Source organism: Micromonospora sp. NPDC005298 (genome assembly GCF_040607375.1).
In the GTDB taxonomy this organism is placed as follows: Bacteria; Actinomycetota; Actinomycetes; order Mycobacteriales; family Micromonosporaceae; genus Micromonospora.
Window position 1 is genome coordinate 19,263 of the sequence record NZ_JBEXGP010000001.1, and the last position, 15,826, is coordinate 35,088.

17 protein-coding genes and 2 tRNA genes are annotated in these 15,826 nt (G+C 68.5%); 15 read left to right on the forward strand and 4 right to left on the reverse strand.

Annotated elements, in window-relative coordinates:
- Positions 1–4 precede the first annotated feature (4 nt).
- Positions 5–81, reverse strand: a tRNA-Ser gene (locus ABZS77_RS00110).
- Between the two features lie 281 nt (positions 82–362).
- On the opposite strand from ABZS77_RS00110, the gene ABZS77_RS00115 reads away from it, so the two are divergent.
- A complete protein-coding gene (locus ABZS77_RS00115; RefSeq protein ID WP_354817026.1) occupies positions 363–3,146 on the forward strand; it encodes a DNA methyltransferase in 2,784 nt (927 codons plus the stop codon).
- A 33-nt stretch (positions 3,147–3,179) separates the two neighbouring features.
- On the opposite strand, the gene ABZS77_RS00120 is transcribed toward ABZS77_RS00115, so the two are convergent.
- Both ABZS77_RS00120 and ABZS77_RS00125 read right to left on the reverse strand, forming a co-directional pair.
- Positions 3,180–3,875, reverse strand: a complete 696-nt coding sequence (locus ABZS77_RS00120; RefSeq protein ID WP_354814717.1) for an HAD family phosphatase — start codon at positions 3,873–3,875, stop codon at positions 3,180–3,182.
- Positions 3,872–4,738, reverse strand: a complete 867-nt coding sequence (locus ABZS77_RS00125; protein ID WP_354814720.1) for a GntR family transcriptional regulator — start codon at positions 4,736–4,738, stop codon at positions 3,872–3,874. Before ABZS77_RS00125 ends, ABZS77_RS00120 begins: the two co-directional genes overlap by 4 nt.
- A 398-nt stretch (positions 4,739–5,136) precedes the next feature.
- On the opposite strand from ABZS77_RS00125, the gene ABZS77_RS00130 reads away from it, so the two are divergent.
- The 14 genes from ABZS77_RS00130 (at position 5,137) to ABZS77_RS00195 (ending at position 15,531) form a co-directional block, all read left to right on the forward strand.
- Positions 5,137–5,382: a DUF6284 family protein gene (locus tag ABZS77_RS00130; protein WP_354814723.1), complete on the forward strand. Its 246-nt coding sequence runs from the start codon at positions 5,137–5,139 to the stop codon at positions 5,380–5,382.
- Positions 5,382–5,756 carry an RRQRL motif-containing zinc-binding protein gene (locus ABZS77_RS00135; RefSeq protein ID WP_354814726.1) on the forward strand — a complete coding sequence of 125 codons (375 nt, stop codon included), beginning with the start codon at positions 5,382–5,384 and terminating at the stop codon, positions 5,754–5,756. Before ABZS77_RS00130 ends, ABZS77_RS00135 begins: the two co-directional genes overlap by 1 nt.
- Positions 5,753–6,544, forward strand: a complete 792-nt coding sequence (locus tag ABZS77_RS00140; protein ID WP_354814729.1) for an ABC transporter permease — start codon at positions 5,753–5,755, stop codon at positions 6,542–6,544. The genes ABZS77_RS00135 and ABZS77_RS00140 overlap by 4 nt, the downstream gene beginning before the upstream one ends.
- 92 nt (positions 6,545–6,636) lie before the next feature.
- Positions 6,637–6,966, forward strand: a complete 330-nt coding sequence (locus tag ABZS77_RS00145) for a hypothetical protein (RefSeq protein ID WP_354814732.1) — start codon at positions 6,637–6,639, stop codon at positions 6,964–6,966.
- Complete coding sequence (locus ABZS77_RS00150; RefSeq protein WP_354814735.1) at positions 6,963–9,188, forward strand: cell division protein FtsK; 2,226 nt, start codon at positions 6,963–6,965, stop codon at positions 9,186–9,188. Before ABZS77_RS00145 ends, ABZS77_RS00150 begins: the two co-directional genes overlap by 4 nt.
- Before the next feature lie 142 nt (positions 9,189–9,330).
- A complete protein-coding gene (locus ABZS77_RS00155; protein WP_354814738.1) occupies positions 9,331–9,579 on the forward strand; it encodes a hypothetical protein in 249 nt (82 codons plus the stop codon).
- Positions 9,576–9,872, forward strand: coding sequence for a hypothetical protein (locus ABZS77_RS00160; RefSeq protein ID WP_354814741.1), 297 nt, complete (start codon positions 9,576–9,578; stop codon positions 9,870–9,872). The genes ABZS77_RS00155 and ABZS77_RS00160 overlap by 4 nt, the downstream gene beginning before the upstream one ends.
- A complete protein-coding gene (locus ABZS77_RS00165; protein ID WP_354814744.1) occupies positions 9,872–10,111 on the forward strand; it encodes a hypothetical protein in 240 nt (79 codons plus the stop codon). Before ABZS77_RS00160 ends, ABZS77_RS00165 begins: the two co-directional genes overlap by 1 nt.
- Positions 10,112–10,125: 14 nt before the next feature.
- Positions 10,126–11,028 (forward strand): bifunctional DNA primase/polymerase, encoded by a 903-nt coding sequence (locus ABZS77_RS00170; protein ID WP_354814747.1) that lies wholly within the window; start codon positions 10,126–10,128, stop codon positions 11,026–11,028.
- Positions 11,025–11,798, forward strand: a complete 774-nt coding sequence (locus tag ABZS77_RS00175) for a DUF6884 domain-containing protein (RefSeq protein WP_354814750.1) — start codon at positions 11,025–11,027, stop codon at positions 11,796–11,798. The genes ABZS77_RS00170 and ABZS77_RS00175 overlap by 4 nt, the downstream gene beginning before the upstream one ends.
- Complete coding sequence (locus ABZS77_RS00180; protein ID WP_354814753.1) at positions 11,795–13,393, forward strand: YfjI family protein; 1,599 nt, start codon at positions 11,795–11,797, stop codon at positions 13,391–13,393. The genes ABZS77_RS00175 and ABZS77_RS00180 overlap by 4 nt, the downstream gene beginning before the upstream one ends.
- Positions 13,394–13,760: 367 nt before the next feature.
- Positions 13,761–13,928: a hypothetical protein gene (locus tag ABZS77_RS00185; protein WP_354814756.1), complete on the forward strand. Its 168-nt coding sequence runs from the start codon at positions 13,761–13,763 to the stop codon at positions 13,926–13,928.
- The gene (locus ABZS77_RS00190; RefSeq protein WP_354814759.1) at positions 13,925–14,125 is read left to right on the forward strand and encodes a helix-turn-helix domain-containing protein; all 201 of its coding nucleotides are present in this window, start codon (positions 13,925–13,927) and stop codon (positions 14,123–14,125) included. Before ABZS77_RS00185 ends, ABZS77_RS00190 begins: the two co-directional genes overlap by 4 nt.
- The gene (locus tag ABZS77_RS00195) at positions 14,122–15,531 is read left to right on the forward strand and encodes a tyrosine-type recombinase/integrase (protein ID WP_354814762.1); all 1,410 of its coding nucleotides are present in this window, start codon (positions 14,122–14,124) and stop codon (positions 15,529–15,531) included. The genes ABZS77_RS00190 and ABZS77_RS00195 overlap by 4 nt, the downstream gene beginning before the upstream one ends.
- Before the next feature lie 124 nt (positions 15,532–15,655).
- On the opposite strand, the gene ABZS77_RS00200 is transcribed toward ABZS77_RS00195, so the two are convergent.
- A tRNA-Ser gene (locus ABZS77_RS00200) sits at positions 15,656–15,742 on the reverse strand.
- Between the last annotated feature and the right edge of the window lie 84 nt (positions 15,743–15,826).

Below are 15,826 nucleotides of genomic sequence, written 5' to 3' on the forward strand. Positions count from 1 at the left end.
GCGGAGGGTGTGGGATTCGAACCCACGAAGACATCGCTGCCTTACCGGTTTTCAAGACCACGAAGCTCACGGCGTTGAGCTGCTGATATGCGCGCCATCGCCCACCCGGCGACACGCCTGCGACACACGAACTGCTCAGGTCAGATCCTGACCACCCCAAGCCGGCTCCCCTCAGGCCGCCGGACCTTCCCGACGCTGGGCGACCTCCATCCGCTCCTCGGGTTACTGGCCCGTGGGTGGGCCCAACCCGCCGCCCACGGCCTGGGGCGGGGCGATGTCCCGGAGATTCACGGTCGGCCGCGAGTACACACAGGCGGTACGCTCCCCCCGCAACGGAGTGGCAAGGGGAGCTGACTGTGGCAATGACGTCCGGCGAGTTCGCCATAAAGTGGGCGGGAAGCACCCGAAACGAGCGGGCTGCGGCTCAAGAACATTTCATCGACCTCTGCCGGATGCTAGGCGTCCCGACGCCCAACGAGGCGGACCCTACGGGTCAGCACTACGCCTTTGAGAAGGGTGTTGAGAAGGTAGGCGGTGGTGATGGCTTCGCGGACGTATGGAAGCGCGGCCATTTTGCCTGGGAATATAAGGGCAAGCGCAAGAACATGAAAGCGGCCTACCAGCAGCTACTGCAATATCGGGAAGCTCTGGAAAACCCGCCGATCCTGATCGTCTGCGACTTGGACCGCTTCGAGATCCACACCAACTTTACGAACACGCCGGCTACGGTGCACACGTTTACGCTGAGGGATTTGCTCGACAAGCCGGAAGAGCCGTTACGTATTCTGCGGGCCGTAATGAAGGATCCGGAAGCGCTGCGGCCGGGAAAAACGCGAGAGGAGCTGACGGCAGAGGCGGCTAAAGAATTTGCTTCTCTGGCCTTCGCCCTACGCGACCGCGATCATGAGCCACACGAAGTCGCTCACTTTCTAAATAAGCTGTTGTTCTGCATGTTCGCACAAGATGCAGGACTTCTTCCGGCCGGCCTCCTTGAGCGCCTGATTGACGGCTCGCGCGATAACGTTCAAATCTTCACCTCCGGCCTTAGTGACCTGTTCTCGAAGATGTCGAACGGTGGCGGGCTGTTCGGTACCGAGCCAATCGACTGGTTCAACGGTGGCCTGTTCTCGGGAGGCGATGCACTGCCCTTAACCCGCCAAGAGGTGGCCATCGTGCGGCGTGCCTCCCTCTTGGACTGGTCACAGGTTGAACCGGCTATTTTCGGAACTCTCTTCGAGCGCGGATTGGACCCGGACAAGAGATCTCAGCTCGGCGCTCACTATACCGACCGGGACTCGATCATGCGTGTGATCGAGCCAGTATTGATAGAGCCACTGAGGCGTGACTTCGACTCACTGAAAGACAAGGTCGCGGCGCTCCTATCCGAAGGCCGTCGCGTAACCACCCGGACCCCGATCGAGCGCAACCCTACAGCGCTTTACAACGCATTCCTCATGAAGCTGCGGCGAGTGCGGGTTCTCGACCCCGCCTGCGGCTCGGGGAATTTCCTATACCTCGCGCTTCAAGCACTAAAGGACTTTGAGCGAGAAGTCACCCTCTGGGCGTCGCTCACCTTCCAAGTGCCTATCGAGATCCCTCAGGTGGGGCCTAGCGCAGTCCTCGGTATCGAGCTGAATAGCTACGCGGCCGAGCTAGCACGTGTGGTGATCTGGATTGGCGAAATCCAGTGGATGATTGCAAACGGCTTTTCCTATCAACGTGATCCCATCCTGCGCCCGTTGAACAACATCGAATGCCGAGACGCCGTAGTCGATCTTAGCGACCCGGCAAACCCGCAGGAGCCGACGTGGCCGACTGTTGATGTGATCGTTGGTAATCCGCCATTCGTCGGCGGAAAGCTCCTGCGAACCTACCTTGGCAACGACTACGTCGACACCTTGTTCAAAATGTACAAGGGCCGCGTTCCGGCAGAAGCCGATCTGGTGTGCTACTGGCATGAAAAGGCTCGGGCAATGATTGCGGACGGCGTCGTATCGCGCGCTGGCCTTCTGGCGACACAGGGAATCCGAGGCGGCGCTAACCGCCGCGTCCTCCAGAAGATTCGCGAGACGGGCGATATCTTCATGGCGTGGTCGGATGAGCCTTGGGTTGTTGAGGGCGCCCACGTACACGTGTCGATTGTTGGATTCGACAACGGGTCGGAAACCAAGCGATTTCTCGATGGCCGAGCTGTGCCCTTCATCAACGCGGACCTAACTGCTGACCTCGATGTGACGAAGCTTCCCGTCATTCGAAAGAATCTCGGCATTGCTTTCATGGGTGACACCAAGGGTGGCCCCTTCGACATTGCAGAAGACCTGGCGCTCGAAATGCTTGCCAGTCCGAACGCCGACGGTCGCAACAATGCGGACGTCGTGCGCCCTTGGGCTAATGGCTTTGATGTCACTCGACGGTCGAGACGGAAGTGGATTATCGACTTCGGCGAAGACATGTCGCTTGAGGAGGCGGCTCTCTACGAGAAGCCATTCGAATATGTCAAGGCTCATGTGTTCCCGAAGCGCGCTGACAACAGGCGAGAAGCTTACGCTCAGCGTTGGTGGATTCATGCAGAGTCTCGGCCGGCAATGAGGCGATCTTTTGGGTCGCTGGCTCGATACCTTGCCACCCCTCGGGTAGCGAAGTACCGCCTGTTCGCATGGCTGCCGACCACCACCCTCCCGGACAGTCAGTTGATTGTTTTCGCAAGAGACGACGACTACTTCTTTGGCGTGCTGCACTCTCGCCCTCATGAGGTATGGGGACTGCGCCTCGGCACGCAGCTCGAAACTCGTCCTAGGTACACGCCGACAACCACTTTCGAAAAGTTCCCCATGCCGCAACCCACGGCTGCTGTCGCCAAGGAGATCGCTGCCGCCGGCCAGGAGCTCAATCGGCTACGGGAAGGGTGGCTTAACCCCCCAGGGGCTGAGGACGCCATCCTTCGGCGGCGTACTCTGACCAACTTGTACAACGAGCGCCCGACGTGGCTCGATCAGGCACACGCCCGACTTGATGCCGCTGTATATGCCGCTTATGAGTGGCCGTATCCCCTGAGCGAGGATGAAATCTTGAGCAGGCTAGTCGATCTGAATCTCAGCGGACAGGTTGATTCGACTTCGACAAGCATAGGAGGCGACTCGGCCTAGCATTGTCGGACGCATAACCTGTCGGGCAGTCATTCAGCCCCCGATACGCTCTATCAGCACGCCGGCAAGCTGGCCCATGCTCGTGATCACCACATCCGCCCCGGCGGCCTGGAACGCCTCGACTTTGGCCGGCCGATTCGCGTAGCCGATCACCCTTGCTCCGCCCGCCCGCGCCCCAACGATGTCGGAAAGCGAGTCACCGACCAGAACGCATCGGCTCGGTAGCTCGCCGAGGGCACGTACGGCTTGCAGGATCGGTTCAGGGTTGGGCTTCATGCGGTCCGGGTCGGCGTATGCCCGGCCGATTACCGGCGAGACGTACCCGGCGAGCCGGTGCGCTGCCAGGTAGGCGGCCACTGCGCCGGCCGAGTTGTTGCTGACCGCCGCGACCGGCATCCCGGCTTGCTGGGCAGCCACGATGACCTCACGGCCGTACGGCGTCGGCTCGGCAGTCTCGACGGCCCTGCGCTCGGCCGCGCAGAGCGCATCCTCCACCGCCCGCGTGATGCCGTGGTCGCCGGCCGCGCCGGTGCGGCGTAGCACCTCAAGCGGGTCCGGCTCGCTGGCGAGGTCCGGCGGCACATCGACGCCATGTTGCCGCAGCACGTCGACCAGCTCGGCGGCAACCAGCGGCGCCGGGTAACCGGCGAAGATGCTGCACACCGGTCCGTCGAAGTCGAGCAACACCGCGCCGACCTCGCCGAGCAGCCGACCGAGGTCGGCGTTCATCCGTCGTACCTGTAGGCGATGGTCGACCACACGGAGTCGAACCACTGGCGGGACGCCTCCACGAACTGCGTTCCGTGCGAGGCATCGTCGTCGGTCACCGCGTAGTGGAACAGCGGCACGTCCTTGCCCATGAGGTCGTAGATCGCCATCGGCTCGCCCTTGATCGAGACGGTGCGCTCAACAACCGGATAGAAGCCATAGAAGACCTCTTCGCCGTTCAGGATGTAGAGCTTGAACAGCGGCGACGCCCGATGCATCCGCACATCAACGGTGGCCGACCGGATAAGCCCGAGGTCGCCCAGTTCGCCGACCTGATCGATGATTCCGTCTGCGGCCCGGCGCGTGATCCGTTCCGCGCGTTCGCGTACTGCTGGGTCGTCTGCCTGTGTCTCGGCCCGCGACGGCAGCGCCATGGGTACGGCCATGTCCGAGATCAGGACCCGCACCGCGATCGTCTCCGGCGCGAGCCGGCCGACACGCACCTTGTCGAGCGCTTCGGCGAGCGCATCGCGCAACGTCTCACCGGAGAACCCGGCGAAGTCGATGGTGACGTGAGGTCGGTCGAACGAGGCTTCGATGTGTGGCCGCAGCTCAACCGCTCGCTGTGTCTGTGCGCGGACGAATGCGCCGCTGCCCTGCCGGGACACGATCAGCCGCTCTGCCCGGAGCAGGTCCAAGGCCCGCTTGACGGTCTCTCGTGCGACGCCGTACCGGGTGGCTAGCTCGGGCTGCGACGGCAGCTTGTCACCGGGCGCGAGTCGACGCGTGAGGATGGCCGCCCGCAGCTTGTTCGCGATCTGCTGCGAGGCCTGTTTGGGGTCGTCGGGATCCAGTTCGCCGAGGAAGTCAAGGTTCTCGCTCACCCGCCTACGGTAGCGCTGACTAGCCAAGTCAGGAAAGTTCGCCGCGCCCTCTTGACCTGACTAGCCAAGCCGACCTACGTTCATCTCGTTGGACCTGGCTAGCCAGGCACGACAAGCCGAGCGGAAGCCGGGGAAGGTAGCGCTTTGCGCTGCACGCTCACGGGCCGGTCGTGCGGTCGTTCATTGAGAACTTCACAGCAGAAGCGCCGCGTAGATCCGTCTGCGGCATCCCCGCCTTGAGCCACACGGTGGCCGACCCCGGTAGATCCCGGGTGAGCGGGGCGAGCGGGCCGGATCTGGCGCGCGGTTGCTTCTGCCTCTCATGCCCGTCCGGGGTGCGGCCGATCTGGTCGCACCCGGGCTTTCCCCCACTTCATCGACTCACCGGAGGTTCCCCCGTGCGCACGCACCTTGCCCCCGTCACCACCGCACCGACTACCGCCGACCTGGCCGCGATCGACGCGGAGTGGCCGCTGATCGCGGCCGAACTGGACCTGCTGGACGCCGAGATCACGCTGCTCTACGCCGAGGACCACGGCGGACCGACCGAGCTGGACTGGCGTCGGTTGCGCCGGGCCGAGGCCCGCGTTACCCGCGCCGCCACCGACCTGACCGCCCGTACCGACCCGCGCCGCGCGGCCTGATGGCCCGCATCCGCGCTGCCTACTTCGATCCGGACGGGGCGCGGTACGGCATCCCTTCCTACTGGTGGAAGGGTGCCCCGCCCGGCTACGCCACCCGCCGCCAACTGACCGCCGCCGGCCTGCGCCCCGGCGGTCAGCCCGTCGCCGCTCAGGTGCTCTGGCGTGGCATTGGCGGCACCCGTACCGCCTACCTCTACCGGGTCGACCTGGCCGCGCCGAAGCGCACCGCGACCCCCGCGCAGCGCGCCGCCATCGGCAAGGCACTCACGGCCCGCCGCACCTGCCGCACCTGCCACCAGGTGCGGCCGTACTTCATCCCGCGCTCGCTGGGCGAATGCCTCGCGTGCGCCTTCCCCCAGGAGGACGCAGCATGACCGCCCCCACCATCAACGGCACCCGCTACCCCCAACCGATCGAAGACCTGCTGTCCGCCGCCCGGGACCTGGACCTGCCAGACGGGGAGGTGTTCCCGTCGCGGAACCGGCTCATGCGGGAGTTCCGCATCGGAGCGCCGAAGGCCGGCGAACTGCTGGCGCTGCTCAAGACCACGCCCGACGCGCCGCCGGTCGACACCATCGACCCGGCCACCACGGACCCGGCACCCGCCCCGGCCGCACCCGAGCCCGTGCTGCCGGTCGTACCGGACCCGACGCCCGCGCCGCAGATCACCCCGCCGGAGCCGGTCGAGCAGGTCGCGCCGGTCAGTCGCCCGGACACGCCCGCCCCGCCCGCGCCGGCCCGGTCGGCGGTGGTGTGGCCGGTGGTGCTGCTGGCCCTGCCCGCGTTCGTCGCCATCTGGTCCGGGTGGGTCGGGTTGGGCGGACTCACCGGGTTCGGCATCGTGCACCCGCTACCCGGGATCTGGGACAGCTTCTCCATCAACAGCGCGATCACCCTCCCCATCGGGGTGGAGACGTACGGCGCGTACGCGCTCTACGTATGGCTGTCCGGGCGGGTGCCCGAGCGGGCACGCCGGTTCGCCAAGTGGTCCGCCCTCGGTTCCCTCGCCATCGGCGCACTCGGCCAGGTCGCCTACCACCTGTTGGAGGCCGCCGGGGTCACCTCGGCCCCGTGGTGGATCACCACCGCCGTGGCCTGCCTCCCGGTCGCGGTGCTCGGCATGGGCGCCGCACTCGCGCACCTGGTTCGCACGCACGACTAGTTCCGCCCGGCGGCACGGCCATCCGGCTTCCCAACCTGCGCCGTGCCGCCGGCCCTCCCATCCGGCACCTAGACCTTCAGGAGAGAGCACTGATGTTGTCACCCCTGCGAGCGCTGCGGAAAGCAGCGACCCGCCTGCGGCCCCGCCGCCCGATCTGGCTCGGCACGCCGCTGCGCGCCACGATCACCGCCGCCGCGAGCGGCGGATACACCCTGCTCATCGACTACAACCAGGGCACCGAGTGGGTTGACCTGCCGATCCGCATGCAGGAGTACGACCGGCCCGATGAGCGGGAGTTCACCGCCGTGGCCGCCGCCCTCGCCGCGCGCGGTCTGATCCGCACCACCGCGTGGCAGATCGACGCCTACGGCCGTCTGTGCGCCCCGATCGCTGTTATCCGCACCGGGAAGGAGTCCCGATGAGCGCCCCGAACAACGAGTCCGGCGACCGTTTCGACTGGCAGGCCGCCGAGAACGACCTGACCGACCCGACCACCGGCCCGGATGCCGAGGTGGTCGACCTGGACGACGCCCGCGCCCGCCGGGTGCCGCGCCCCCGCCCGCCGGCCGACGACGCCGCCGAGGACGACGGCACCGCCGAGGACGCCGAGACGATCGACGACGGCCCGGAGCGCCTCGGTGGGCTGGTCGACGCGGCCGAGGACATCCCGGCGGAGGTGTTGGCCCGGCAGCGGGAGCGCCGGCCGATCCTGGCCGAGTGGGCGCGTTCGTGGCGCGGCCTGCGCGCGGCGGCCCGGCATCAGAGCAAGGATGCCGGCTACGTGACCGCCTACCACGCGGTGCGGCTGCCGAAGTACGCGGCGAAAACCGCTGTGTGGGCACCGGTTGGGCTGTTCCGCGGGCTCGGTCGGGCGTTGCACTGGGCCAGCGCGGAAGAGGGCAACTGGCACCTGCGGCAGGCCGCCGCGACCCGTGGTGAGGCGGACGTGTGGCTCAAGCTCGACGCCCGCCGGCAGCGCCAAAGCGTGTGGCGGTGGTGGGTGCTCGCGGCCGGAGCCGGCGCGACCGTCGCCGGGGCGATCGTCCTCACGGTCGGCCCGCCGTGGTGGCGCTACCTGGCGTTGGCGGTGGTGGTGCCGCTGCTGGCCACGCTCGGCCGACCGGCGGACAAGCCGCTCACCGACCGGGTCACCGAAAGCACCCGGTACCGCAAGCTGACCGCCGACCTCGTGCGGCGGGCGTTGACCTCGTTGCAGATGGCCGCGATCAACAGCGCGGTTGCCAAGGACCCGAAGGCGATCAGCTTCCCGGTGGACATCCACCGCGACGGCCCCGGACACCTGGCCGTGGTCGACCTCCCGTACGGGGTGGAGGCCGCCGAGGTGGTCGCCCGGCGCGGCCGGCTTGCCTCGGCGATGCGGCTGCCGCTGGATCAGGTTTGGCCCGAACCGGCACCCGGTCACACCGGGCGGCTGGCGTTGTGGGTCGGGTATGAGCCGGCGTCGCAGATGACCCAGCCGCCCTGGCCGCTGCTCTCGGCCGGCGCGAAGGTGGACCTGTTCAAGGCGTTCCCGTTCGCCACCACCCCGCGCCTGGACGTGCTCGACGCCGAGCTGATGTTCCGCAACTGGCTGTTCGGTGGTCAGCCTGGCTCGGGCAAGACGTTCGCGCTGCGCACGCTGCTGCTGGCCGCGTCGCTGGACCCGCGCGCCGAGATCCGGGGCTACGAGTTGAAGGGCGTCGGTGACTTCGCCGTCCTTGAGCAGGTCATGGCCGAGTACGGCAACGGCTTCGATGACGACACCCTCGCCCGTTGCTTCGCGTTCATCGAGTGGCTGTACGAGGAGTGCCGCCGCCGGTCCAAGCGCATCGAGCACTACGCGAGGTTGGGCAAGGCACCCGAGAACAAGGTCACCCCGGAACTGGCGTCGCTCAAGGGGTCCGGGCTTCACCCGCTGGTGGCTTGGTTCGATGAGCTGCAAGAGCTGATGACCAGCAAGTACGCCAAGGAATCCGGCGAAATCCTGGAAAAGGTCATCAAGCTCGGGCGGGCGCTGGGCGTGATCATCCTGATCGGTACGCAGATCCCCGACAAGGACAGCTTGCCGACCGGCATCACCCGCAACGTCAACAGCCGGTTCTGCCTCTCCGTGGCTGATCAGACGGCTAACGACATGATCCTCGGGACGTCGGCGTACAAGCAGGGCTACCGGGCGACGGTGTTCGTGCCGGTCGATGAGGCCGGGTGGGGCATCCTGCGCGGCTTCGGACCGAAGCCTTCGGCGGTGAAGTCCTACTACGTCAACACCACCGAGGCGGCTCGCATCGTGACCCGCGCCGTCGCGCTGCGCCAGGCCGCCGGCACCCTGCCCAAACCCGACGAGCAGACCCGCGAGATGGCCCCGGTCGCGGACGTGCTCGGCGACCTGGCGCGAATCTGGCCGGGCGACGACAAGGCCGTGTGGAACGAGACACTGTGCGCGCTGCTGACCGAGCTGCGGCCCGACGTGTACGGCGGGTGGGAAGCCGCGCAGCTCACCACCGCGCTCAAGCCGCACCCGCTGGTGAAGGTCGGCGACGTCGGGCGGCGCATCGACGGCAAGGCCACCACCCGACGTGGCATCAAGCACCCCGACCTGCTCGCCGCGATTGCGGAGCGTGACCGGAAGCGGTCCGCCGGCTAACCCGCCGCGAGGGTGCTAGCGCTAGCGGCCCGACCTGCTAGCGCTAGCACCCTCGCTAGCACCCCATCCGAATCATGAGCTGCGACCTAGCAGATAGCAGCTCACGGCCCCGTGCACCCAAAAAACGGCCCGGGAGGCACCTGTGAACCCCCACCTGACCGCCGCTATCGCCCTCGCCACGATCCCCGCCCTGATCACGCTCGGTTACGCCGGGCTGTGCTGGGTCAAGCCCGTCAAACCCTGCCAGCGGTGCGCCGGCACCGGCCGCATCACCACCCGCGTTCTCCACCGCCCGCGTGCCTGCCGCCGCTGCGACCGAGGCCACCGGCTGCGCACCGGCCGCCGCGTCTACAACCACTTCCACCGGCTGCGCGCCGAGGCCAACCGATGAACCGCCGGCCCCGCGACGGGCACACCGAGTGGTGCGGCAAGGACCACCGCTGCGGCCTCGGCGAACACCGCTCCGACGAAATCGTGGTCGACGTCGCCGGCCGCTCCCGCGCGGTGCTCGTGCGGGTGCGCACCGCCGCCGGCCGTGAACACGCCGAAGTGCGCGTCAGGGTCGCGCTCGCCCCGTCCGAGCTGGCCGCGCGCCGGCAGTTGGTCGGGTTGCTCGGCGACCTGCGGCACGCCGTCACCCGCGCCGCGATCACCGCCCGGCCGCGACCGAGGCGGGCCGGCTGATGGAGGTGTGGCTCAGCGGCACCCGCGCCGAGCTGGACGCCGCCACCACCGCCGTTGCTGCCCTCGGGCACGTCATCCAACAGGGCCAGCGGTGGCCGATGGGCGGAGTCGACGCCGGCCGCTACCGCCTCTACCTGCGACTCGCCGTCACCGTCGCCGGCCGGCACCGCCCGGCACCCGACGCCGGGGGCGAGCTGATCGACCTCACCGCCGCCCGCGCTCTGCGTCGCCCCGCCTGAACAGGAGCACCGTCATGTCTGACCTGCTTACCGCCGCGCTCGCGCACGCCGAACGTGGCTGGCACGTCTTCCCGCTACGCCCCGACGACAAGCGACCCGCGTTCCCCGACCACACCGCCGACGACTGCGCCGGAGGCGACCCGCGCTGCCGCGCCGCCGGTCACCACCTCGGGTGGGAGGCACGGGCCACCACCGATCCCGACCGCATCCGCCGAGCGTGGACGGCCCGCTCGTACGGGATCGGGTTGGCCTGCGGCCCATCGCGGCTGGTCGTGGTCGACCTCGACACCCCGAAGGACGACACCGCCGGCCCGACCGGGCTGGACACCCTCGCCGAGCTGGCCGCCGCGCACGCCGCCCTTGTCGACGCTACGTACACCGTGACCACCGGGCGGGGCGGCACGCACCTCTACTACCGCCACCCCGAAGACGGGCCGGACCTGCGAAACACCGCCGGCAGCCTCGGCCCGCTGGTCGACACCCGGGCGCACGGCGGCTACGTCGTCGCCGCCGGGTCGACGGTCAACGGACGGCCGTACCGGGTCGACCTCGACACCGACCCCGCCCCGCTGCCCGGGTGGCTGGCCGCGCGGTTGGCCCCGGCGCCGCTCCCGCCGCAACGGCCGGTGGTGGTGTCGCTGCCGACCGACCGCAGCAGCGCGTATGTGCGGGCCGCGATCACCCGCGAGGTCGAGCGGGTTACCACTGCCGCGAGCGGGGAGCGCAACCGGGCGCTCTACATCGCGGCGGTGGCGCTCGGGCAGCTCGTGGCGGGCGGAGCGCTCGCCGAGGACGACGCGCAGAGCGTGCTGGAACAGGCGGGTGTGACGGCCGGGCTGAGCTGCGCCGAGGCGTACCGCACGGTCCGATCCGGGCTGGCCGCTGGCAGCAAGCGACCTCGGCGGGTGGCCGCGTGACCCGGCCTGGCGACAACCGCAGTTGTCACCGCGCGCCCCAGCTCCACCCGGCAGCCGGCTATGTGGCCGACCACGCCGCCGAGCTGGCCGCCGCCCGGACGCCATCGGACATCCTCGCCGCGCTGGCCGCGATGGAGGCCGCCTGCCGGGAAGCCCGAGAGTGGGTCGCGGTGGACCTTGTGCTCAACGACGGGTGGTCGTATGCCGAGGTAGGCCGGGCTACGGGTACCACCCGGCAAGCGGCCAGCAAGGCATACGCCGACGCGGTGAACGCGCGGATGCGCCGCAGCGTGATGGGCCGTGATGACGCGGTGGTGATTGTGGGATGCGGTAGCGCGAAGCTCGACCGACCCGCGCCGGCTGGGCAGATGTACACCGGCAGCTACCACCGGGCATGTCGGAAAGCGGCTGACGGCCTCGGTGGGCGGCTGGTCATCCTGTCCGCCCGCCATGGGCTGCTCACTCCGGACACCGTGATCGAGCCGTACGAGCTGCGCATGGGCCAATCCGGTGCCGTCACCGTGCCGACCCTGTACGCGCAAGCACGCCGCCTCGGCATCGACGTGGCCGGCACCGTGACCGTGCTCGCCGGCCGCGACTACGCCGACCCCGTAACGGCGGTGTGGCCGCACGCCCGCCGGCCGCTCGACGGCACGCGCGGGATGCCCGAACAGATGGCCGTGCTCGCCGAGCTGGCGCACACGGCGACAACCCCGGTTGTCACCAATCCCGACTTCCCCGCATCCACACCGGAAGGACGTGCCGCATGACGCCCGCCCGCCTTCACCTCGTCACCGACGACCCACACGACACCGACCCGCCCCCGACCACCGGCCCGCTGTGGGATGTTCCAGTGCCCCTGACCGGGCCGAGCACCGCGCCGCCACCGTTCCCGGTCGACGTGTTCCCCCGCTGGCTCGGCGACATGGTGACCGGCGTCGCCCGCTTCACCCAGACCGACCCCGCGATGGCCGGCACCCTCGCCGTCGCCGTGCTCTCCGCCTGCGCGGGTGGCCGCTTGGAGGTCGAGCCGGTCGGCGGGTGGCGCGAGCCGGTGAACATCTTCGCCGCCGTCATCGCCGGCCCCGGCGAACGCAAGAGCCCCGTGCACCGGGCGATGACCGCGCCGCTGTTCGCCGCGCAATCGACCCTCGGGGAGGCGATGCGGCCGAGGATCGCGGAAGCGGCGGCGCTGCGGGACATCGCCGACCGGCACGCCGAACAGGCCAAGGCCCAAGCGGCGAAGGCCGCCGACCCCGGCAAGCGGGACGAGGCCGCCGCCGAGGCGGTGGCCGCCGCCATCGCGGCCGAGGCGATCACCATTCCCGGGCTGCCCCGCCTGATCGTGGACGACGCCACCCCCGAAGTCCTCATCAACCTGATGGCCGCCAACGGCGGACGGATGGCGATCATCTCGGATGAGGGCGGGATTTTCGACACCCTTGCCGGCCGGTACTCCGGAGCGCCCAACCTCGACCCGTATCTCAAGGGTCACGCGGGGCAGCCGATGAGCAACGAGCGGATCACCCGCGAGGGTGTCTCGGTCGACAAACCGGCGCTGACCGTGTGCGTGATGGCCCAACCGAGCGTGTTGCGCAAGTTCGGCGGTAACGCCGACCTCGCCGGGCGTGGCCTGCCGGCCCGGTTCCTGTTCGCGCTGCCCCGGTCGCTGGCCGGGTATCGGGCGGTGGACACGTCGCCGATCGCCGAGCAGGTCACCGCCGGCTACCGGCACCGGGTTCACGACCTGGCCGCCACGTTCGCCGAGTGGGAAGACCCCGCCGTCGTCGTGCTCACCGAGGACGCCGCCACGGTCCGCCGCGCCGCCGCCGAGGCCGTGGAGGCCGAGCTACGGCCCGGCGGGAGCCTGTACGACATGCGGGAGTGGGGCAACAAGCTCTCCGGCGCGACGCTGCGCCTGGCCGGGCTGTTGCACGTCGCCCACCACCCTGCCGACGCCTGGCGACGCCCCATCGACGCCGACCGCATGGCCGACGCTGTACGGCTGGCCGAGTTCTTCGCCGCGCACTACCGGGCCGCGCTGACCACCATCGGCAGTGACACCGCGATCGAGAACGCCCGGTACGTGCTCGGGGTGCTCACCACCAAGGGCATGAGCACCTTCACCCGCCGGGAGGCGCACCGCCGGGTAGCCCGCCGGCTACCGAAGTCCGAAGAGGTCACCGCCGTTCTGAACGAGTTGATCGCACTCGGGTGGGTCCGCAACGGGCCGGACGGCCGCTACGAGCTGCATCCCCGCGCCGCCGGGGAGGACCCCGGAAGCGCTGACACGCTGACAATCGCCACGACCGGCGACGTTTCCGCAGTTCAGAGCACCCGGGAAGGTGTCAGCGGCCCGTGCTGACAGGCGCTGACAGGTGCTGACAACCCCGCCGACGCCCGTGAGGTGTCAGCGCTGTCAGCGCCTGTCAGCGCACCCCGCTGACAGCTTCACACCCCCACTGAACTGCGGAAACGTCACTAGCGAGCCCTGCTGTCAGCGTGTCAGCGCTTCCCGACCTCCCGCCACGGCCGGCCGGCACCGACCGCCGGCCGACAACCCCCGGAAACGGCCCTCTGAGAGCGCCTGAGAGCGCCAGGCCCTACGCCTTACACCAGGACACCCCGGATCTTGCCTCTACGGCGCTCTCAGCGGGCCGCCCTACGCCCTTCTGCCGCATCGCCTAGCCGACCCTCCACACGCGACCCACGCCGACCGGAAGGCCCTCACCGTGCGAATCAGGCTGCACGGCACCCCCACTGAAACAGCCGCAGCGCTCGCCGCCATCGCCCAAGTGCTGCACATCCAGCAGGTCAGCCGGCCCTACCCCGACCGCCGATCCCCGCTGTTGCAGCGCATCTACCTCCACGCCACCCCGAGGGAGGACACCCGCCCATGACCAGCCGCCGAACCCCCACCGGGAACCTGCTCACCCTCGCCGAAGTCCTGGACGAACTGCGCGTACCCCGGTCGACCTTCTTCCGCTGGAAGGCCACCGGCCGCGCCCCCCGAACGATCAAGTACCCAAACGGCAGCCTGTACGTCCGCCGCCGCGACCTGGACAACTGGCTCAACGACCACGAAGAGGCAGCATGAGTAGCTACGACGTACGCATTCACGCGATCTTGACCAACGAACTATCGGGCAAGAAGAAGTCGTACACGGTCCGATGGAAGGTCGCCGGCAAGCCGTTCCGGAATACGTACGTTACTCGGGCGCTCGCCGAAGGCTTCCGATCGAAGCTGGTTGTAGCACAGCGCGAGGGAACGGCCTTCGAGGAGAAATCCGGCCTGCCGGAACCGATGGCCCGGGAGTTGAACAGCCGAAATTGGTACGACCTCGCCGTTGCGTTCGTAGACATGAAGTGGCCGCGTGCCGCAGCAACGCAGCGCAAGAGCATTGCAGACGCGCTCACCACGGTCACACTTGCCCTGCTGGCCACGTCGCGCGGCGCGCCGGACGATGCCGAGATTCGGCACGCCCTCTATACGTGGACCTTCAATAAGTTGCAGCGTGATCGGGACAACGGTCTACCGCCAGAGAACCTTGCGCCGGCTGTCAGATGGCTCACCGCGAACACGCTGCCGTTGTCGGGCGTAAAGAACCCGGCCACCATCCGGAAGGCGCTCGACGCGCTCACGGTCCGGATTGACGGCATCCCCGCCGCAGCGAACACCGTCGCAAGGAAACGGGCCGTCTTCTACAGCGCCTTGAAGTACGCCGTTGAACTTTGCTATCTCGACGCCCACCCGATGGACTCCATCCAGTGGCGGGCGCCGAAGAACACCGATCAGATTGACCGGAAAGTGGTCGTGAATCCTGAACAGGCCCGCGCCCTACTCTCGGCAGTGCAGAAGCGCGATCCACGTTTAGAAGGCTTCTTCGCCTGCATGTACTTCGCCGCGCTCCGCCCGTCCGAGGTGATCCATCTACGCGCCGACGAATGCGAGCTACCCGAAACCGGGTGGGGATGGCTTCACCTCAGCGGCTCAACGCAACAGGTTGGCGAGGATTGGAGCGACAGCGGCAAATCGCTGGAAGACCGGGAGTTGAAGCACCGGGCGAAAAAGGCGACCCGCGACGTGCCGGCCTGCCCGGAACTGGTCCGCATCCTGCGGCATCACGTCCGGGAGCACTGCCGAGACGCCAACGGGCGGATGTTCAATGCGGCCGGCGCTCGAACGGCCCCGGTGTCCAAGAGCACCTATCTCCGAGCCTGGCGGCAGGCACGCGCAGCAGCGCTGACACCCGCTCAGCAGCGCTCACCGCTGGCACACCGGCCATACGACCTGCGGCACGCTGCCGTGTCGCTCTGGCTCAACGCCGGAGTGCCGGCTACCCAGGTCGCCCAATGGGCCGGACACAGCGTGCACGTGCTGCTCAAGGTCTACGCCTCGTGCATCGACGGACAGGACGAAGTCGCTCGAAAGCGGATTGAGGGAGCGCTAGGCACCGAGGACGGCACCAAGCCGGCCGAAGGGCCGGAGAGCGCCGACACGTAGACGACACGACCAGTGAGACGCGGCGGCATCGAGCGAGACAAAGTGAGACTGATTCACCAACAATGAACACGCCCCCTGACTGGCGTTCGCGCTGGTCAGGGGGCATTTTTGCTGTCCAAGTGGGCGGAGGGTGTGGGATTCGAACCCACGAAGACATCGCTGCCTTACCGGTTTTCAAGACCAGCGCCATCGGCCACTAGGCGAACCCTCCTGGGCCGTCACCCGTAGGTGTACGACCACGCATAGTCTGCCACGGCTCACTCCGGACGGCCCGGCGTCCCTCCCCGCTGCGCAG